We start from the raw sequence: 18,371 nt of genomic DNA, 5'->3' as shown, positions 1-18,371 counted from the left end.
AGAAAACGGGGCTTATTGGCCCCGGGTGTGCCTGTATCCAGCCGGCAGGAGAATCAAACCAAAAAAATTATCATTCGGTGAAACGATCCCACACTTGAACCAGTGCTTTATCCAGCGCACGGAGGTGTCTCCATGAGGATCAGACCGTATAAACCCCCCATCTCGACGACCGCGAAACCGTTTCGGGTAGTGCGGCGACTGCAGCGCAATCCGACCTACACCCCGTTCAGGATCGGCCCGGTGATGAACGCCGTCGTCCTCGCGGCCCTCTCGGCAACGTCCTCCATGTCGGGGCTGACCCTCGGGGCCTGCATGCGTCTCATGGGGTTGTGAGAACTCACCGCCAACACATTTTTGTAGAGCCCATCACAGCCGGAGGAGGTCCATCACCCCGAACCCGAACCGGACCAGCCCCGTCCGCAACGTGCCGATGAGATTTTCTCCCTCGATCGTGGCCGTGCCGTGTCGCATCGCCGCACGGAAGGTGTCGAGCGGCCTCTCAGAGACCATGACCTCCTCCACCGTCGCGGCGTCGGCGGTCACCGTGACGATCGGGTCCGGGCAGCCCTTCGCGTCGAACTGGACGATCTTTCTGTCGTGAAACGTGATCCCGATGACCAGCACGCCGTCGGGGGACGTGACGTAGAGGTTGATCTCCTCGTTCGCAAACGGCCCGGTCGCCCATCCCGGTAGCCGGTCGGCGTACGCGTTGTAGGTCAGAGTATACTCCCGCATCGCAAAGAGGAGCTTCACCTCCGCCGGGGTCAGGTCGGCGTTCTCGACCACGAGTGCCCCCGCCGGCACGGTGAGAGCCAGCGCCGCGAGGAGGAGGACGAAGAACACCCGGGGGCGTGGGGTCACCGAGATCCCTCCGCCCGCTCTCCGCGCTCCGGTGCGCCGCCCCCGGGAGCGATGCTCTGCATCGAGAAAGCCCGCTCACCGCTTCTCCGGGTCAGCAAACTGCTGCCGAACATGCCGTCTCCGAGAAGGGATGGCCGGTTCAGGTATTTCAGAATATCCATACGGTCCGGCTTCTGAGAGGATGCCCGGGTGTATTTGCCGCCCCGACCGATGCCCCGAAGACGCGGCGGGGGAAGGGGGGGCAGGGGCCCGGGGTTCACGCGCGGGCTGCCGCATCGGGGAGGGAAAAGGAGATATGACGGCACCGTGCATGAGGCATAGATTCGCGGAGGCGGACGGCAACCGATGGAAGGGGACGATATCATCGAGGTGCGAGACCTCGAACACCTGTTCGGCGACTTCGCGGCGGTTCGCGGCATCAGTTTCACGGTCAGGAGAGGCGAGATCTTCTCCTTCCTCGGCCCGAACGGTGCGGGGAAGAGCACCACCATCAATGTCCTGACGACCCTCCTCCCTCTCCAGAAAGGCAGGGTGCACGTGGCCGGATACGACGTCGCACGGGAGGCCGGGGAGGTCAGGAAGGCGATCGGCATTGTCTTCCAGGACGACGTGCTCGACCGGGATCTCACCGTCCAGGAGACGATGGAGTTTCACGGCCGGCTCTACAGCATCCCCCGGGAAGAACGGCGGGCCCAGATCGACGACCTGCTCCGGGTCGTCGAACTTGAGTCCAAACGGGACGAGCGGACGAAGAACCTCTCCGGCGGCATGAAACGGCGGCTCCAGATCGCTCGCGGCCTGATGACCCGGCCCGAGGTGCTCTTCCTGGACGAGCCGACGCAGGGGCTCGATCCCCAGACGCGGATGCGGATCTGGGAGTATATCCGGCAGGTGAACGGGGCCGGGACGACGATATTCTTGACGACGCACTACATGGAGGAGGCCGACATCCTCTCCGACCGGATCGGCATCATCGATCACGGCAGGATCGTCGTCACCGGGACCCCGGCCGAACTGAAGAACGCTCTCGGCGAGGACGTCGTCTACCTGGAGACCGAGGACGACAGAAGGGTCAGGGATGCCCTCTCGGGGATCGAGGAGATCCGGTCGGTCACGGACTCGACCCGCGGCCTCTCGATCGCGATCTCGGCCGACGGGAGCCAGTGCATCCCGAAGATCATTGATGCGGTGCGCAGTGCAGGGATCGGGATATCGAGCGTGAACCTGAAGAAACCGACGATGGACGACGTCTTCGTCCACTATACCGGAAGGGAACTGCGCGATACGGGGGCGTGAACGGGTGGCATGGGAGTTCCTTACCGTCTACTGGCGGGAGATGATCCGGTTCGTCAGGTTCAGGGCGCAGCTCTTCTCGTCGCTCCTGCAGCCGGCGCTCTGGATGGCGTTCTTCGGCGTCGCGATGTCCTCGAACCTCGACCGGTTCGCCTCCGCCATCCCGGCCCCGGCCGGCGTCATCCCCCTCGACTACCTCACCTTCATGGCCGCAGGGGTGATCGCGATGACGACCCTCTTCACGAGCCTCTTCGGAGGAATGAGCCTCCTCTTCGATAAGAACTGGGGGCTGATGCGAGAGATGCTCGCGAGCCCCATGCCCCGGACGCACATTATGTTCGGGGTCAGCCTCTCGGGGATGACGAAGTCGTTCATCCAGGTCTCCATCATCATGGCCTTCGGCCTCCTCCTCGGGGTGCAGTTCTTCCCGGGGTACTCGGCCACCCGGATCGCCCTCTCGATCCTCGGCATATTCGCCTTCGTCGCCGCCTTCTCGCTCGGGTTCCTCCTCTTCTCCTCCGCCATCTCGATGCGCCTCGAGAGCCCCGAAGGGCTGCAGGGGATCATGACGCTCCTCACCCTGCCGCTCTTCTTCGTCTCGAACGCCCTCTACCCGATCCAGGCGTTCCCGCCGCTCCTGCAGGCGCTCTCGGTCTATAACCCCCTGACCCACCTGGTCAACGGGATCCGCTACTTCGCCCTCGGAAGTGATTTCTTCGCCGTCGGCGCCCACTACACCTCCACCACGGCCGACGTCCTCGGATCGTTCGCGTACCTGGCAGTCTTTGCAGCGGTGATGTATCTCCTTGCCCGGTGGACGTTTGAGAAGGCGGTCGTGACGTAAGGGTAATCTCCCATGAAGGCAGAGTGGATGACCATGCAGCGAACCGCCTACGCGGTGCTGGCCCTCGCCGTCGTCCTCTCCGGGTGTGTCGGGGTGCCGGGCCCCGAGACAACAGAGGAGTTCAACCGGACGGTCACGGTGGCGCCGGAGAGCGGCATCGCCGTGATCAACCGGGACGGGAACGTGGACGTGAGTGTCCGGGAGGGGGAGACCGTCGCCGTCCGTGCGGTCAAACGGTCCATCTACGGCCAGGGGGAACTCGATCAGGTCCGGATCGAGGTGACGGAGGGCGATCCCCTCAGGATAGAGACGGTGCAGACCGGGGTGAACCCGCGGGTGAGCGTCGACTATACGATAGAGGTGCCCCCCACCGTTCTCCTGCAGAGAGCCGAGAGTTCGAACGGCAGGATTGGTCTCTCGGGGGTGCGGGTGAACGGAACAGAAATCCGGACATCGAACGGCCCCATACGGGTCGGCGGCGCTCCCGGCGGGGATATCACGGCAGCCACCTCGAACGGGCCGATCGAGGTCCGGGGTCTCGAAGGCTACGTCACCGCAATGACCAGCAACGGCGGGATCACAGTGGAGGACTCCGGGGGGGTTCTCGGGTTGCAGACCTCGAACGGCCCGATCTCGGCCGATATCCCTGCCGTCCGGGGCGACGCAGCGATCACCACCTCAAACAGCCGGATAACGCTCCGGTTCGCGAGGGACCTCGACATCCGGGTGGTCGCCACCACCTCAAACGGCAGGGTTACGGCAGACGATCTCCCGCTCCTGCTCACTGAGTCGTCCGGGACCCGGATGGCGGGCACGCTCGGCAGCGGGGGGCCGACGATCGCCGTCACCACCTCGAACGGGAATATCGACCTCGAGGGGCTCCGATCCCCGTAACCTTTTATCCGCACGTGACCAACCATCGAACATCCATGGACCGCCCGCACCTCCTGTATTTTACCGTCGAGGGGATACCCTGCGCTCTCCCGCTTGCCAATATCCGGCAGGTTGTCGGCATGGTGGAACTCCGGCCGGAGACCGGTAAACGCCGCGGGGGAGCGGGAACGATGAACCTGCACGGCAGAACCGTCCCGGTCTACTCGCTCAGGAGCCTTCTCGGGCTCGCCGACCGCCCTCCTCTCCCCTCCGACGTCCTCATCATCGCTTACCCCCCCGGCGAGTGCGTGGCTCTCTGGGCGGACGGAGTGCGCGGAGTGCAGGAGAGTCCGGTCGAACTTCCTCCCGGCGCCGCCACCCCTCCCGGCGCACTGCTGACCGAAGAAGGGGTGATCATCATCTACGATCTCGGCGCGTTCCTTGCAGCGGAAGAGACCGCGCAGTACCCCCTCCCGCCCGGCATGGCCGAGACCGGGCGGCCGATATCGTCTCACGACGCCAAAAGGGCCGATGCGATCCTCGCAGACCGGGCGCGGGCGGTTGCACGGGCAGGGGAGGGAGGACGTGAGACTCCGTTCTCGGAACTTCTCACATTCAGACTCGCCGACCAGGAGTACGCCATCAAGACGCAGTACATCCGCGAGGTCTTTATCATGCAGGAGGTCACCCCGGTTCCCGGGGTTCCCGACTTCATCGTCGGGATCTCTGCCGTCAGGGGCGAGATCATCTCCATCGTCGATCTCCGCGCACTCTTCTCGATCCCAAAGCAGGGCCTGACCGACCTCAACCGGGTCATCGTTCTCACCGACGGGACGGTGACGTTCGGAATCCTTGCAGACTACATCACGGACATCTACATCCGGCCGACCGACCCGTTCACCCCCGTAGAGCCCGGCACAACGCCTATCGAGCAGCGTTACCTCCTGGGCGTCATAGATGGAACGGTGATCGTCCTCGACGCGGCCGCGATCCTCGCCGACCCGGGGATGGTGATCGACCAGACGCGGAAATAAACCGGAGATATACGCTCATTATGGGTAACGGAAGCCCTGGAGCGTCATTAACGGAACGGAACATTATTTAACCCCGGATGTGCATCACTCTATTAAGTCGTCGTACAAGAGCGAGTGGAACGGGAGTAACGTGTTCGCATTTTTTTCAGACATGAAGGTCGGGACGAAGATCCTCGTCATCTGCTTATTTCTGGCGATCATCCCGACGCTTGTGCTCGGCATAGTAGCATATAGCAGTTCGAGCGGTGTGATCAACGATCAGATCGAGACGCTGCTCGAGACGCAGGTGCACGACGCGCGGGGATGGACGAACGACGTCTATAAACTGACGCGCAATAAGGTGAACAGCGACCTCAACGTCCTCCGGGAGAACTTCTACGCGCGGGGCACCCCCGAGGTCATCGACGGGAAACTGACCCTGGTGGACGGCACCGGCGAGCCGTACATCATCAACGATAACTTCGAGATCGTCGACCAGGTGCAGTCCCTGGTCGGTGGGGCGGCGACGGTATTCCAGGTCTATGACCACAACGCCATCAAGGTCTCCACAAACGTCATCGGGACCGACGGCAGCCGGGCTGTCGGGACGGAGTTGACCCAGAACGTCTACGACGTCGTGGTGAACCAGGGGGAGACCTACTACGGGAGCAGGGATCTCTTCGGCAAGCGTTACGTCACGGCATACGAGCCGATAAAGGACAGCCGCGGGAATATCGTCGGCGTTCTCTTCGTCGGGACTGAGGAGCAGGAGACGCTCGACGTCGTCAAAACGAGCCTCAAGGAGACGGTCATCGGCCAGAACGGCTATATGTTCGTCGTCGACAGCAACGGCCAGCTGCTCGTGCACCCGTCCCAGGAAGGGGAGAACATAGCCGCCGAGGATTATGTCCAGGAGATGATCGCGAATAAGGTCGGCATCATCCGCCACCAGGTCGACGGAACGGATATTATCGACGCCTACACCTACTTCGAACCGCTCGACTGGCACATCGTCTCGCGTGCCGAGCTCTCCGACTTCACCGGGCCGATAGACACGATCAGAAACACCATCGTCTTCGTCGTCCTCGCATCCATCGCCCTCGGCGTCGCCATCGCCATCCTCTTCGGCCGCTCGATCTCCGAACCCCTGCAGCAGGTCGTGCTGATGCTCAATGAGCTCCGGAGCGGGCACCTCTCCGCCCGGCTCAACATCAAGCGACAGGACGAGATCGGGGTCATGGCCGCGATGATGGACGAGTTTGCCGGCGACCTCCAGACGAACGTCGTCGGGAAGTTGAAGAGTATCGCTCTCGGCGAGTACGTCCGGGAGTTCCCGGTCGCCGACGAGGGCGACGAGATCCGCCCCGCGCTCGCGATGATGGTCCAGTCGCTCGACCATCTCCACAAGGAGACGCTCAAACTCACCGATGCCGCCCGGGCGGGCGACCTCTCCATCCGCGGCGATGAGAAGGCGTTCCGCGGCGGCTACCGGATGATCATCGCCGGGTTCAACAAGACCCTTGAGTCGATCACCGAACCGGTGAACGAAGCGATGCGGCTTGCGCGATTCTACGCTTCCGGCGACTTTACCGCCCGGTTCGACGAGAAGATCCCGGTCGCCGGCGAGTTCGTCGCCTACCGCGATGCCCTCAACACCATCGGCATCGAACTCTCGCGGCTGATGAAACTGATCAGCGAGGAACTCTACGAGGGCGTCTCGGTCCTCTCGCTCGCATCGAACGAGATCCTGGCGGTCACGACCCAGCTCTCCACCGCCAGTTCCCAGACCGCTGCAACGGTGAACGAGACATCGGACTCGGTCGAGAGCGTCAGGAAGAAGACCGAACTGGTGAACCAGAAGACGAAAGGCGTCTCGGAGAAGGCGATACGGGCGCTCGACGTCTCCAAGGACGGCCAGAAGTCCGTGCGTGAGATCCTGGAGGGGATGAACCAGATCCAGCGGGAGATGGACATCGTCCGGATGAACGTCATCCGGCTCTCCGAGCAGAGCCAGGCCGTCGGCGAGATCATCGCGACCGTGACCGACATCTCCGAACAGTCGAACCTGCTCGCGGTGAACGCCTCCATCGAGGCTGCAAAGGCCGGAGAGTTCGGGAAAGGGTTTGCCGTCGTCGCGAACGAGATCCATAACCTCGCCGAACAGTCGAAGAAAGCGACGTCGAACATCCGGGCCATCCTCACCGATATCCAGCAGGGAATCTCCTCGACCGCGGTCTCGACCGAGCAGGGGATACGGTCCGTCTCGGATGCGGTCCGGCTGACGAATAATGCCCAGGAGGCGATAGAGGTGCTCGCCCGGTCGATAGCAGACTCCTCGCAGGAGGTCATCGAGATCGCCTCCTCGATCCAGACCCAGGCCTCCGGGGTCGACCAGATCTCGCGCGCGATGGAGAACATCCGGGATGCGGCGCAGAAGAATCTCGAAACTACCCGTAAGGCGGAGAAGACCGCCGAGGACCTGCACGAGCTCGGTGCCCGCTTGAAGAGGATCACCCAGCAGTACCGGGTCTAGCACAACCTGCCATGACCGGACCGGACGACGTATTTCGTGTCCGTCTCCTCGAGACGTTTCGCGAGGAGGCGGACGGGCACCTTGAAGAGATCACCGAGGGATTGATTGCGCTCGAGAAGGCCGGGCCGACGCCCGGACTGGTCGAGCAGATCTACCGGACGGTTCACAGCCTGAAAGGGGCGTCGCGCGCGGTCAACCTCCGGGAGATCGAGTCCATCTGCCAGAACATCGAGACCGTCTTCTCACTTGTGAAGCGGAGCGAGTACTTCCCGGGAGCGGACGACTTCGACCTCTTCCATCGGGCAATCGCGGTCATAAAGAGCCTCCTCCGGGGAGAGCGGCCCGAGACCTCGCCGGCGGAGATCAACGCGGCGCTCCGGGCCATCCCTGGAGGAAAGGAGACGGCATGGGGCATCCTTCAGAAGGAGAAGACCGCCGGCCCGGGTCCGGCCCCGGAGAGGAGTCACGCGCCCGAGACGCCGTGGCCCTACAACGGCGGCGAGCAGGGAGCAGACCGGGGCATGGTGCGGATCGCCGCCCACAAACTCGACCGACTCACCGCCGGGGCCGACAGCCTCCTCACGACCCGGCTCTTCATCACGCAGAGGATACGCGAGCTCGAGGAGATGCTGACCAGTTTCTCCCTCTGGCAATGGAACTACTCCCAGGCGTTCAACGACCTGCAGATGATCAGCAGGAGAGCCTTCGGGGAGGGAAGGGCAGCGATCCCTCACGACCTTGTCCTGCCGCTCCAGCGGGCGGTCGAGTTCCAGGAGTACAACCGCGAGTTCGTAGCCGGCCTCCAGCACGACATCTCCATGCACCTGCGTTCCATGGAGATCAACAGATCGACACTCGAGACGAGCACATCCGAGATCTCCGACCTCATCCACGATGCCGCGCTGCTCCCGACGTCAATCATGCTCGCCCCCTTCTCCGTCTTCGTGAGAGAGTTCTCCCGCACCTCGGGAAAATCCGTCGATCTCGCGATCGAGGGGGGCGAGATCGAGGTCGACCGGCGTATCCTTGATGCGTTGAAGGATCCCATCATGCACCTGATACGCAACAGCATCGATCACGGCATCGAGAGCCCTGAAGCCAGGAGAGAGCAGCAGAAACCGGTCATGGGCACCGTGCGGATCCGGGTCTTCCACCGGTCGGGGAGCAGGGTCGGCATCGAGGTGGCCGACGACGGCGCCGGGATCGACAGCAGCTCGATCCGGAGGACCGCCGTCGAGAACGCCGTGATCACGGAGGAGGAGGATAGAGCCCTCACGGACAGCGAGGCGATCTGGCTCATCTTCCGCTCGGGGATGACCACGAGCCGGGTCGTCACCGATCTCTCGGGGAGGGGGCTCGGGCTCGCGATCGTGGAGGACACCGTCTCCCGTCTCGGGGGAACGGTGACGATATCCTCGACCGTCGGCAGGGGAACGGCGATCACCCTGACCGTCCCGGTGAGGATGGCCACCCTCCGCGGGCTGCTCGTTCGCTCTGATCGGCAGGCCTACGTCCTCCCGATGCAGCAGGTGAAACAGGTTCTCCGGGTTCGCCCGGACTCCCTGCCCATATCGAAGGGGCGACCGACGATCTACCTCGCAGGGGAGACGATCGAGGTCATCCGGCTCACCGAGGCCCTGGGCATCTCCCCGTCCGGCCCCGCCAAGGAGGAGAACCGGCCAAAACCCCTCGTCATCATCGCATACGGGGCCGGGCAGATCGCGTGCCTGGTCGACGAGGTGATCCGGGTGCAGGAGATCGTCGTCCGGCCGCTCGGCAGCCAGCTCATCTCTGTCCGGAGGATCGACGGGGCCGTGACCCTCGGAGACGGACGCCTGGCGCTCGTCCTCGACCCTCTCGAACTGATCCAGGACGCGATGCAGGCGGAACGGCCGGTGCCTGAACCCACACTCCCGCAGGCGGCGCTGCAGCGGATCCTGGTCGTCGACGACTCGGTCACGTCACGCGCCCTCCTGCAGGCGATACTTGAAGGGGCCGGATATCAGGTGGAGACCGCTGTCGACGGGATCGACGCATTCGCAAGGCTTAAGCAGCATGAGTTCGATATGGTCGTTTCAGATGTGGATATGCCCCGGATGAACGGTTTTACGCTCACCGAGAAGATACGGGCCAATGAAGGACAGGTCGCCGCTACCCTGGTGATGCTGGTCACGTCGCTCGGTTCACCGGAAGACCGGGAGCGGGGAAAGGCGGTCGGGGCGGATGCATATATCGTCAAGAAGAACTTCGAAGCGGAAGAGTTTCTCCGGATAGTCCAGCGCCTGCTGCGCCGCCGCGAGAACGAGAGAGAGGAGCGATGACATGGAAGAGAAACAGAAAGGAAGAACGAAGATGAGCGTTCTGGTGGTAGAGGATAGCAGGACGCAGGCCGAGTTCATCCGTTACGTCCTCGAGACGGAAGGGTATGACGTCACCCTGGCAGCCGACGGCACTGAGGCGATACGACGGATGGAAGTCGATATGCCCGATATCGTCCTGACCGACATCATGATGCCCGGGATGGACGGGTACGAACTCTGCCGCCGGATCAAGCAGCAGAACCCGGATACACCCGTCATCATGGTCACCAGCCTCTTCGATCCCGCCGACGTGCTGAAAGGGCTTGCATCGGGAGCGGACAACTTCATCGTGAAACCCGTCGACCCGGAGCACGTCCGCTCCCAGATCGAGGCCGTCATGCGGGTGCGGGAGATCCCTGAGCCCGAAGACTCTCCCGCTGAACTGGAGATCCCCTTCGCCGGCAGCACCTATACCATCGCCGCAGGACGACTCAAGATCCTGAACACCCTCCTCTCGACGTATACTATCGCGGTGACGAAGAACACCGAACTCCAGGAGGCTCAGGAGCAGCTGCACTCCGTGAACGAACAACTCCAGGACGCCGTAGCGGATCTCTCGCGCAGCAACGAGAGCCTTGCCGCCGAGAACCAGGAACGGCGGCGCGTGGAGAAAGCGCTCGCGGACGCCAACCGAAAACTCCAGCTCATGGCGAGCATCACCCGCCATGACCTCCTAAACCAGCTCGCGGCGCTCTGGGGGTATCTGGATCTCGCCCAGATACTGCGCGAGCGGGAACCGGCAAACGCGTGGCGCCATGTCGATAGCGCTGCCGAGATGGTGAACCGGATCAACAACACCGTCCGGTTTACAGCCGAGTACCAGAAGGTGGGGTCGACGGCTCCGACCTGGCAGGAGATCAGGACGCTTGTGGAGCGGTCGAAGAACTACATCTCGACGGGCAAGATCACCCTTGAGAACGCCGTTCCGGCGGGGGTGGAGATCTTCGCCGACCCGCTCATCGAGAAGGTCTTCTCGAACCTTATCGAGAACGCGCTGCGTTACGGGGAGACGGCCACCACCATCACCTTCAGCCTCAAACAGGATGGGGAGGCGTACACCCTCCTCTGTGAGGACGACGGGGTAGGGATTCCTGCCGACGAGAAGGAGAAGATCTTCACCTACGCGCACGGCATGAACACCGGGCTCGGCCTCTTCCTCGCGCGGGAGATCCTGGCCATAACCGGGATCACCATCCGGGAGACGGGGACCCCGGGGAGCGGAGCGCGGTTCGAGATCCTCTGTCCGGCAACGACGATCCGCGCTCCCGACCGGCAGACCGAATGACCGAGGACGATAACCGCAGGTTCCCCTCATGAAGATCACCGACATCCTGACCACGTTCGTCGCTGATGCGCGCAACCGCACCGCGCTTATCGCCGGGCTGGCCGCACTGACCCTCGGCGGGAACCTGCTCGCCATGGTCATCGGCACACCGGAGAGCCTCCTTCCCCTCCCCACCCTCCCGCTCACCATCCCGATCATCCTCGCGAGCTACTGGTACCCGCGGCGGGGCATCCTCTTCTCCGTCTGCTTCGGAGCGGTCTACGCCGTCACGACCTACCTCCTCTCTCCGCCGGGCCCGCTGCTCGCGTACACCATCCTCTTGCGCGCGATCCTCCTCGTTCTCATCGGCGGCGTGGTCGCGTTCCTCGCAGCGAAACTCCGTGAGTCGGAGCAGCAGATGAACCAGATCATCGAGTTCCTGCCCGACGCGACCTTCGCCATCGACCGCGAGGGAAGAGTCATCGCCTGGAACCGCGCGATCGAGGAGATGACCGGGGTGAAGAAAGAGGCCATGCTCGGCCGGGGGGACTACGAGTACGCCGTGCCCTTCTACGGTGAGGCACGGCCGGTGCTTGCAGACCTTATCCTCCACGGCGATCCCGAGAACGGGTACCCGTCGGTCAGGAGGGACGGCGACGTCCTCGTCGCGGAGGTCTACACCCCCCTTCTCAGGAGCAGGCGGGGGGCGCACATCAGGTTCGCGGCGACCGCGCTCCTCGACCGGCAGGGAAAGGTCACGGGGGCCATCGAGTCCATCCGGGACGTCAGCGACGAGGTGATGACGGAGGCCGCACTGCAGAACGCCAGCCGCCAGTTGAGCACCCTCACGGGGATCCTGCGCACCGACCTCGCGAACCGGCTCGCGGTCCTGTACGGGCATCTCTCGCTGGGCGTGATGAAGTTCGACGACCCCGCGGTCCTCTCCTTCATCGACGACCTGAACAACGCCGCGAACGGGATCCGGCGGCAGATCGAGATCTCCCGCGAGTTCCGCGACATCGGGACGTCGCCGCCGGCGTGGATCCCGGTGCAGCAGGCCGTCAGGAAGGGAGCCGCCAACCTCTCCTTCGGGGGCGTCTCCCTCGAGGCGTGGACGGAGCGCCTCGAGATCTTCGCCGACCCCCATCTCGCGACGGTCTTCACCCACCTCTTCGAGAACTCGCTCGCTCCGGCGACGAAGGCGGAGAGGATCGTCGTCACCTACCACCTGCGCCCGGAGGGGTGCGCCATCATCGTCGAAGACGACGGGACCGGTATCCCCGAGACGGAGAAAGAAGGTCTTTTCGTGCAGAAGGCGGAGAGTTACGGGCACGGGCTCTTCCTCGCCCACGAGATACTGGCCATCACCGGGATCGCGATCCGCGAGACCGGAACGTTCGGGACGGGAGCGAGGTTCGAGATCCTGGTGCCGTCCGAGGGATACCGGGTGGTGTGAGGTGATCGGGATGACAACGGCTGTAATTACAGGAAACGGGACGGCGACATCAGGAGTCCGGCCGGAGGTTCGTGAACTGACGAGCGCGGAGTTCCCCGCCGCGGACGAGGTCTGGCGCGATTACCACGGCACAACCGGCGATCCCGCACGGGACCGGATCTTCGCGACTTTCCTTGCAGGGCAGATCGTCTCTCTCGCCCGGTGCAGGAGGCATCCCGACGGCCTGGAGGTCGACGGCGTCTTCACGCCCGATGCCTGCCGGAAGCAGGGGTATGCCCGCATGGCGATGAACGCTCTTGTTGTGGCCTGCCACAACGACGACCTCTACATGTACGCGGTCGAGAGCCTCGCCGGGTTCTACGCGGGGTTCGGGTTCATCTCGATACCGGAACGCGACCTCCCGCCCGGTATCCGGGAGCGCTACACCTGGGCGGCGGGAAACATGGAAGGCGCCGAGGTCCGGCCGATGCTCAGGAGAGCCGGGCTGTAGTCCGGCCTCACGGGCTTCTTTTGCACTCGCACCTCCGTGCTCGAACTCCTTTCCCTTGGGGAAAGTCGTTCTTCACGGCTTCGCGCACTTCGCGCGAGACTGTATCGTTATCCCCCAGCAAGTAACTCACGCGGAAGCACGCGAAGTTCAGTAGAGATCGGGCACTCACGCCCCGCCGCCGCGCTCCTCGAAGTAACGTAGCGCCTCGGGAACCTGCTCCCTGATCGTCCGCAGGAAGTAGTTCGTGAGGTCCGGATCGGCCACCAGGAACGAGTGCTGCATCGCCCGTTCGGTCTCGCTGGTGAGGCCTCCCTCCCGGTCTATCTCCGCCTTGATCTCGTGGACGGCGTTATCGACCTCCTCTTCAGTCTCCCACTTCAGTACCGATATCGTTCGTGCCATTGCTCTTCACCTCACGGCGCTGCCCGTATGGGGAGAGGTTCTATTTCAGGTTAACCCTCGCCGGATTGGAAAAAAGGGTCAGGTTTCTCCCTGATCGAGGGGCATCTTCTCGGCTTTCTTGCTGACGAGCGCGCTGTTCCCGGCGGGGTCATCGAGGATGACCGTGAACGGGAAGGCCACCTCCCGTGCGGCGGCGATCGTCTCCATCATCCTGAGTGCGGCCGACCGCTCGTCTTCGCTCTCGGGGTTCGCAAGGACCGCCCCCAATGCCTGTTCGAAGCGGGCGAGGACCCCTTCGATGTTGGTCACGAATCCCTCGCAGGCGGTGCCGGGTTCGACCAGAAGACCGAGTTCCGGGATCTCGATCTTCCCCGTCGTGCTCCGCGCAACCCGGATGGCAAGGTCGCCGGGTTCCTCCACCCGCACCGTCCACCGGACGGGGTCGCCCTCCCCGAGGATGATGGTGTCGGTGTGCCGGTAGCCGCAGGCTTCGCAGGCGATTGCCACGAGCAGGAGGTCCGGGAAGTGGGGGATCTCAAGACGGTGATGGACGATCCGGATCTCGTTCCCGCAGGCGGGGCAGGTTCCCGGATGGGACTCCTGCACTAGAGGCCCCCACCGATCTTCTCGCGGGAGACCTTGACGGACATCGGCGTGATGACGACGTACTTCTGCTCGCCGAGGCCGACGATGTCGCCGTTCACGTCCTTTGCCACGTCGCGGAGATCCTTTAAGACCCGCTCGAACGTCACCTTGTCCATCTTCAGCCGCCCGATGTCGACGATGACGATATTACCGTTGTAAACTTCGTCTTTGACGCGGGGAGTATCTTTGAGATCGGCGATGGTGGCGATCTTGATGTACATGGATGCCGGCTCTTCGTTGCCCGATCCCTCATAGGAGGCGAGATCGAGCTCCATGTAGTCCTCTTCGTTCCGGGCGGGACTTTTGCCGAGGATGCTGTCAAAGAGTTTTTTAACCATAGAAAAATTGAGGAATGAATTTTATTTAATAGTATCTATTATTTTCACCGTCAGATCTCCAGGTTCCAGAGATCGTCCCCGACGTAGTGGACGCTTTTGACGGACTTACCCTTCTCCTGCCGCTCCATATCGGCCGCATCCAGGAGCGCAATCCCCACGGCAAGCGGTTTTCCGTGCCGTTCCTCGACGACCTGCACCGGGTGCCCCGCACGGATGTCCGGCGAGATCGATACGATCCCGGGGCGCATGGCATCCGCGCCGTTTGCAACGAACCTGACCGCGCCGGAATCGACCACCACCCGCCGCTCGGGGATCGGGTGCTCGACGAGACCCCGCAGGGTCGGGAACGCCCAGTCTTCGGTTCCCATCAGGAGGGGTTTTTTGTCGACGAGGTAGATTCCGACGGGGGCATCCGTCTCCACCCGCTCGATCCTGTCCGACCGGAAGCGGTCTGCGGATGCCCCGATCTCGCCCGTGAGCCGCTCAAGAAGCTCGCTTATCTGCGATTTCCGGATAACATGACGCTTTTTAACGGTAATCTTTGGCATGTCTCGAAACCTCGGGGTGCGCTGACGTTCGCGCAGCAACGCGGTTATATTTAAGTAGCTTACTCACTCAAATATATTACTCCAGAAAGGACGGCAAAGGGTAATCACATGACGCCAAGACCGTTGGATATTTTAGATCAGGTACTGAATCGTCAGCCCGTCATCATCAGCCTGAAAGGTGGGAGGGAGATCCGGGGGATCCTCCAGGGATACGACGTTCACATGAATCTGGTATTGGACAGGGCTGAAGAAGAAGTGGACGGCACGGCGCAGAAACTCGGCACGTTGATCGTCCGCGGTGACAATGTGATCTACATTACCCCTTCAGTCGAATAACACAAGGTGAGAGAGCATGTCAAAAGGCACACCATCGATGGGCAAACGCCAGAAGCGCACTCACATCGCCTGCAGGCGATGCGGCAAGATCTCGTTCCATGCACAGCACAAAGTCTGTGCGGCCTGTGGATTCGGCAGAAGCCAGAGAATCCGCAGTTACCGCTGGGCGGAGAAGAAGGCAAAGGTACCGACGCATTAGAGTTGCATCATGTGTGGTATCGTTGGCATCGTCGATGCTGGCGGTGTCTCGTTTCCGCTGTACTACGCCCTGTACGCTCTCCAGCACCGGGGGCAGGAGAGTGCAGGGATCTCCACTTTTGAAGGCACGACCCTGTACACGCACAAAGCCCAGGGGCTCGTGGCTGAGGTATTCAACAGCCAGACCCTGCAGGATCTGCCGGGGAACGCCGGAATCGGACACGTCCGCTACCCGACAACGGGGTCGAAGGTCCCGGAGAACATTCAACCGTTCAATTTCCGGTATCGGGGGCTCGATCTCTCGATCGCCCATAACGGCAACCTGGTCAATACCGCTGAACTCCGTGAGGAGTACGAGCGCCGGGGACAGATCTTCTGCACCACGACCGATACCGAGATCATGGGGAGCATCATCGCCGAGGCACTCCGGACCTCGAAGAGTATGGAGGATGCCGTTCTGCTCTGCATGCGGCGGCTGCGCGGTTCTTACGCCACCGTGGCCCTCCTGAACGATACCGTATACGCCTTCCGTGACCCGCTCGGCATCAAACCGCTCTGCATCGGGAAACTGGACAACGGCTACATCGTCGCGTCGGAGAGCGTGGCGATCGATGCACTGGGCGGCACGTTCGTCCGCGACGTCCGTCCCGGTGAACTCGTCCGGATCGATGAGTCCGGGCTCACCTCCACCCAGATCGCGACCGCGAACCGGAAGGCGTACTGCATCTTCGAGTACATCTACTTCGCCCGCGCCGACTCGGTGATGGACGGGACGCTGGTCTACGACGTCCGGCGACGGATCGGGCAGAAACTCTACGATGTAAGACCCACCGAGGGAGACTCGGTCTGCCCCGTTCCCGACTCCGGGATCGCGTACGCCGCAGGCTACGCCAAAGAGTCCGGGATCCCGTTCCTCGAGGGGCTGATGAAGAACCGTTACATGGGCAGGACGTTCATCATGCCGACCCAGCAGCAGCGCGAGCGGGCGATCCGGATCAAACTCAACACCGTTCGGGGAAACCTGAAGGACAAACGGGTGGTGCTCATCGACGACAGCGTCGTCCGGGGGACGACCTCCCGCCGGATCGTGAACATGATCCGGGATGCGGGGGCCGACGAGGTTCATCTCCGGGTCGGTTCTCCGCCGATCATCGCCCCCTGCTATCTCGGGGTGGATGTGCCCACCCGCACGGAGCTTATCGCGAATGGCCGGGATGTCGAGGCGGTGCGTAAAAGCATCGGCGCGACGTCGCTCACCTACATCCCGCTCGAAGACCTGGTGGAGGCGATCGGGTGCGGCGAACAGAACCTCTGCACCGGATGCCTGACAGGATGCTACCCGGTGGAGATCAACGGAGAGAAGAGCTGCCACTCGATTGTGGATTACGTGTCTGGCACCCACCAGTCCGACCTCTCGACCTTCAAGGCCGGGAAGGGGCGGACATAGGCGGCCGTTCCGGAATCACTCTTTTTTCGGCGCGACGAATTTTTTGCCCCGACCCGGTACTTCGGGAATTTCAGCCCCTGCAATCGACCTATGCAGCCTCGCATAGCGACCTACAACGGGATCGGCAGCACCCGGACTTCGCGGCTTCGCGTGAGAGCATATTGTTATCTTCGCTCATTAACTCACGCGGGAGAACACGAAGAGAGGTCGATGAGTTGACCTCTCAAAGATTACCTCAACCGTTTTAGCGAAATACTGAGGCGGGAGAGTTCGTAGCCTTCTGCCCGATCTCTGACCGCAACCCCGGGCATCCCGACCGAACAGACCCTCCGGTGGAGGAGAACAAAAGATTACAAAAACGCGGGAGCGCCTCTCATAGCGAGGGATGGATTTGAACCATCGATCTACGGGTTATGAGCCCGCCGGGATATCCTGACTACCCCACCTCGCTTCCGGCCTGTGAGGTATATGCATTGTATTTTGAGGGATATATACCTTTGTGCGACCCGAACCGGCGCGGCTCCGGGTGCCTGCGCCCGGCAGAGGGCTAATCATTTAATATGAGCGAGCGGCATACTTCGTCATATGGATGGAGAGAGGCCGCTTGACGACGAACTGCAGCGTCTCCGGGAAGAACGTCTCCGGAAACTCGAAGAACGGATCATAGGTACGTCGGGCGGCGTCATCGAGATCGCCGATGGGGCGCTCCAGAAGATCCTCGGGGAGCATCCGGCCCTGGTCGTCGACGTCTGGGCGGAATGGTGCGGCCCCTGCCGGATGGTGGCCCCGGTCATCGAGGACCTTGCGCGTGAGTTCGCCGGCAGCGTGACCTTCGGCAAGTGCAACGTCGATCAGAACCCCGCCATGGCGGCGAGCTTCAGCGTAACGGCGATACCCACGCTCCTGTTCTTCGCGAACGGCATGCTGGTCGACCGGGTGGTCGGCGCGCTCCCGAAAGAGGCGATCAAGGCACGGGTCATGCGGGCGTTCGGCACCGACTAGAGGAGCGCGCCCTGCCGGTACCGGAGCCATTCGGAGAGCCGTGCGGCCATGACGAAGTCGTTTCTGGAGAGGCCGCCGATGGCGTAGGTGTACCAGGCGACGTCCACGAACCTCGCGGCGTGGATCCCGAGATCCGGGGGATGGTCCTCCCGCGCGGCAAACGCGGCGATCTCGTTGAGGAACGCCACCGCTTCATCGAACCCTTTGCAGGCGAACCGGGCGGTAAGCCGCCCGTCTTCGAGCGACCAGTCCGGGACTCCCGGCAGGAGGTCGGCGATCTCCCGTCGGTTCAGCGGTGCCGTATCCGCGACATCGGGGACGATCGCCTCAGACGAAAGATCCATGGTGATCCCTCATCGGAGAGGAAGAAAAAGGTTATTCCCCGGAGCACCGACGCCTGAAGACTTTCAGGTTGTTTGAACTCCGTCAGGTGCGAAGAACGCGAAGATCGGTTATCCGAGAAGAAGC

General features: G+C 62.7%; 20 protein-coding genes and 1 tRNA gene. 14 read left to right on the top strand and 7 right to left on the bottom strand.

All coding sequences use genetic code 11. The annotated features are described in order from the left end of the window. Positions 1-132 precede the first annotated feature (132 nt). Positions 133-333, top strand: coding sequence for a hypothetical protein (locus FKB36_RS01265; protein WP_261596211.1), 201 nt, complete (start codon positions 133-135; stop codon positions 331-333). A 33-nt stretch (positions 334-366) separates the two neighbouring features. Here FKB36_RS01265 and FKB36_RS01260 read toward each other — a convergent pair whose 3' ends face one another. Beyond that, positions 367-861: a hypothetical protein gene (locus FKB36_RS01260; protein ID WP_261596210.1), complete on the bottom strand. Its 495-nt coding sequence runs from the start codon at positions 859-861 to the stop codon at positions 367-369. Positions 862-1,206: 345 nt separating this feature from the next. Between FKB36_RS01260 and FKB36_RS01255 the strand changes: the two genes are divergently transcribed. The 9 genes from FKB36_RS01255 (at position 1,207) to FKB36_RS01215 (ending at position 12,987) form a co-directional block, all read left to right on the top strand. Further along, complete coding sequence (locus FKB36_RS01255) at positions 1,207-2,157, top strand: ATP-binding cassette domain-containing protein (RefSeq protein WP_261596209.1); 951 nt, start codon at positions 1,207-1,209, stop codon at positions 2,155-2,157. Positions 2,158-2,161: 4 nt separating this feature from the next. Beyond that, entirely contained in the window at positions 2,162-2,998 is an 837-nt protein-coding gene (locus FKB36_RS01250; protein WP_261596208.1) for an ABC transporter permease, read from the top strand. A 12-nt stretch (positions 2,999-3,010) separates the two neighbouring features. Next, complete coding sequence (locus FKB36_RS01245) at positions 3,011-3,892, top strand: DUF4097 family beta strand repeat-containing protein (RefSeq protein ID WP_261596207.1); 882 nt, start codon at positions 3,011-3,013, stop codon at positions 3,890-3,892. Between the two features lie 35 nt (positions 3,893-3,927). After that, the gene (locus FKB36_RS01240) at positions 3,928-4,905 is read left to right on the top strand and encodes a chemotaxis protein CheW (RefSeq protein WP_261596206.1); all 978 of its coding nucleotides are present in this window, start codon (positions 3,928-3,930) and stop codon (positions 4,903-4,905) included. A 130-nt stretch (positions 4,906-5,035) separates the two neighbouring features. Beyond that, positions 5,036-7,417 carry a methyl-accepting chemotaxis protein gene (locus tag FKB36_RS01235; RefSeq protein ID WP_261596205.1) on the top strand — a complete coding sequence of 794 codons (2,382 nt, stop codon included), beginning with the start codon at positions 5,036-5,038 and terminating at the stop codon, positions 7,415-7,417. 11 nt (positions 7,418-7,428) lie between these two features. Further along, on the top strand, positions 7,429-9,738 hold the full coding sequence (locus tag FKB36_RS01230; RefSeq protein WP_261596204.1) for a hybrid sensor histidine kinase/response regulator: 2,310 nt from the start codon (positions 7,429-7,431) through the stop codon (positions 9,736-9,738). A 1-nt stretch (position 9,739) separates the two neighbouring features. After that, the gene (locus FKB36_RS01225; RefSeq protein WP_261596203.1) at positions 9,740-11,062 is read left to right on the top strand and encodes an ATP-binding response regulator; all 1,323 of its coding nucleotides are present in this window, start codon (positions 9,740-9,742) and stop codon (positions 11,060-11,062) included. 28 nt (positions 11,063-11,090) lie between these two features. Next, the gene (locus FKB36_RS01220) at positions 11,091-12,497 is read left to right on the top strand and encodes a PAS domain S-box protein (protein WP_261596202.1); all 1,407 of its coding nucleotides are present in this window, start codon (positions 11,091-11,093) and stop codon (positions 12,495-12,497) included. Between the two features lie 10 nt (positions 12,498-12,507). Beyond that, the gene (locus FKB36_RS01215) at positions 12,508-12,987 is read left to right on the top strand and encodes a GNAT family N-acetyltransferase (protein WP_261596201.1); all 480 of its coding nucleotides are present in this window, start codon (positions 12,508-12,510) and stop codon (positions 12,985-12,987) included. A gap of 165 nt (positions 12,988-13,152) precedes the next feature. Here FKB36_RS01215 and FKB36_RS01210 read toward each other — a convergent pair whose 3' ends face one another. The 4 genes from FKB36_RS01210 to FKB36_RS01195 form a co-directional block, all read right to left on the bottom strand. Beyond that, positions 13,153-13,389: a hypothetical protein gene (locus tag FKB36_RS01210; protein WP_261596200.1), complete on the bottom strand. Its 237-nt coding sequence runs from the start codon at positions 13,387-13,389 to the stop codon at positions 13,153-13,155. Between the two features lie 78 nt (positions 13,390-13,467). Next, complete coding sequence (locus FKB36_RS01205; protein WP_261596199.1) at positions 13,468-13,995, bottom strand: ZPR1 zinc finger domain-containing protein; 528 nt, start codon at positions 13,993-13,995, stop codon at positions 13,468-13,470. Further along, entirely contained in the window at positions 13,995-14,372 is a 378-nt protein-coding gene (locus tag FKB36_RS01200) for a cell division protein SepF (RefSeq protein WP_261596198.1), read from the bottom strand. Before FKB36_RS01200 ends, FKB36_RS01205 begins: the two co-directional genes overlap by 1 nt. A 50-nt stretch (positions 14,373-14,422) precedes the next feature. After that, positions 14,423-14,920: an RNA-binding protein gene (locus tag FKB36_RS01195; RefSeq protein WP_261596197.1), complete on the bottom strand. Its 498-nt coding sequence runs from the start codon at positions 14,918-14,920 to the stop codon at positions 14,423-14,425. A gap of 108 nt (positions 14,921-15,028) precedes the next feature. On the opposite strand from FKB36_RS01195, the gene FKB36_RS01190 reads away from it, so the two are divergent. From FKB36_RS01190 to purF, 3 genes are read left to right on the top strand one after another with little or no spacing between them, the layout of a single operon-like run. Then, on the top strand, positions 15,029-15,256 hold the full coding sequence (locus tag FKB36_RS01190; RefSeq protein WP_261596196.1) for an LSM domain-containing protein: 228 nt from the start codon (positions 15,029-15,031) through the stop codon (positions 15,254-15,256). A gap of 16 nt (positions 15,257-15,272) precedes the next feature. After that, positions 15,273-15,455: a 50S ribosomal protein L37e gene (locus tag FKB36_RS01185; protein WP_261596195.1), complete on the top strand. Its 183-nt coding sequence runs from the start codon at positions 15,273-15,275 to the stop codon at positions 15,453-15,455. A 9-nt stretch (positions 15,456-15,464) separates the two neighbouring features. Then, entirely contained in the window at positions 15,465-16,901 is a 1,437-nt protein-coding gene (gene purF / locus FKB36_RS01180) for an amidophosphoribosyltransferase (protein ID WP_261596194.1), read from the top strand. 376 nt (positions 16,902-17,277) lie between these two features. Here the strand turns inward: purF and FKB36_RS01175 are convergent. Further along, positions 17,278-17,352: transfer RNA gene (locus tag FKB36_RS01175), tRNA-Met, on the bottom strand. A 134-nt stretch (positions 17,353-17,486) separates the two neighbouring features. Here FKB36_RS01175 and trxA point away from each other — a divergent pair. After that, positions 17,487-17,903, top strand: coding sequence for a thioredoxin (trxA, locus tag FKB36_RS01170; RefSeq protein WP_261596193.1), 417 nt, complete (start codon positions 17,487-17,489; stop codon positions 17,901-17,903). Here trxA and FKB36_RS01165 read toward each other — a convergent pair. Then, complete coding sequence (locus tag FKB36_RS01165) at positions 17,900-18,247, bottom strand: 4a-hydroxytetrahydrobiopterin dehydratase (protein WP_261596192.1); 348 nt, start codon at positions 18,245-18,247, stop codon at positions 17,900-17,902. The genes trxA and FKB36_RS01165 overlap by 4 nt on opposite strands. Positions 18,248-18,371 lie beyond the last annotated feature (124 nt).

This window comes from Methanoculleus formosensis, from assembly GCF_025384765.1.
Lineage (GTDB): Archaea > Halobacteriota > Methanomicrobia > Methanomicrobiales > Methanoculleaceae > Methanoculleus > Methanoculleus formosensis.
The sequence above is the reverse complement of the archived record's forward strand: the minus strand, read 5'-3'. Positions and strand labels throughout refer to the sequence as shown.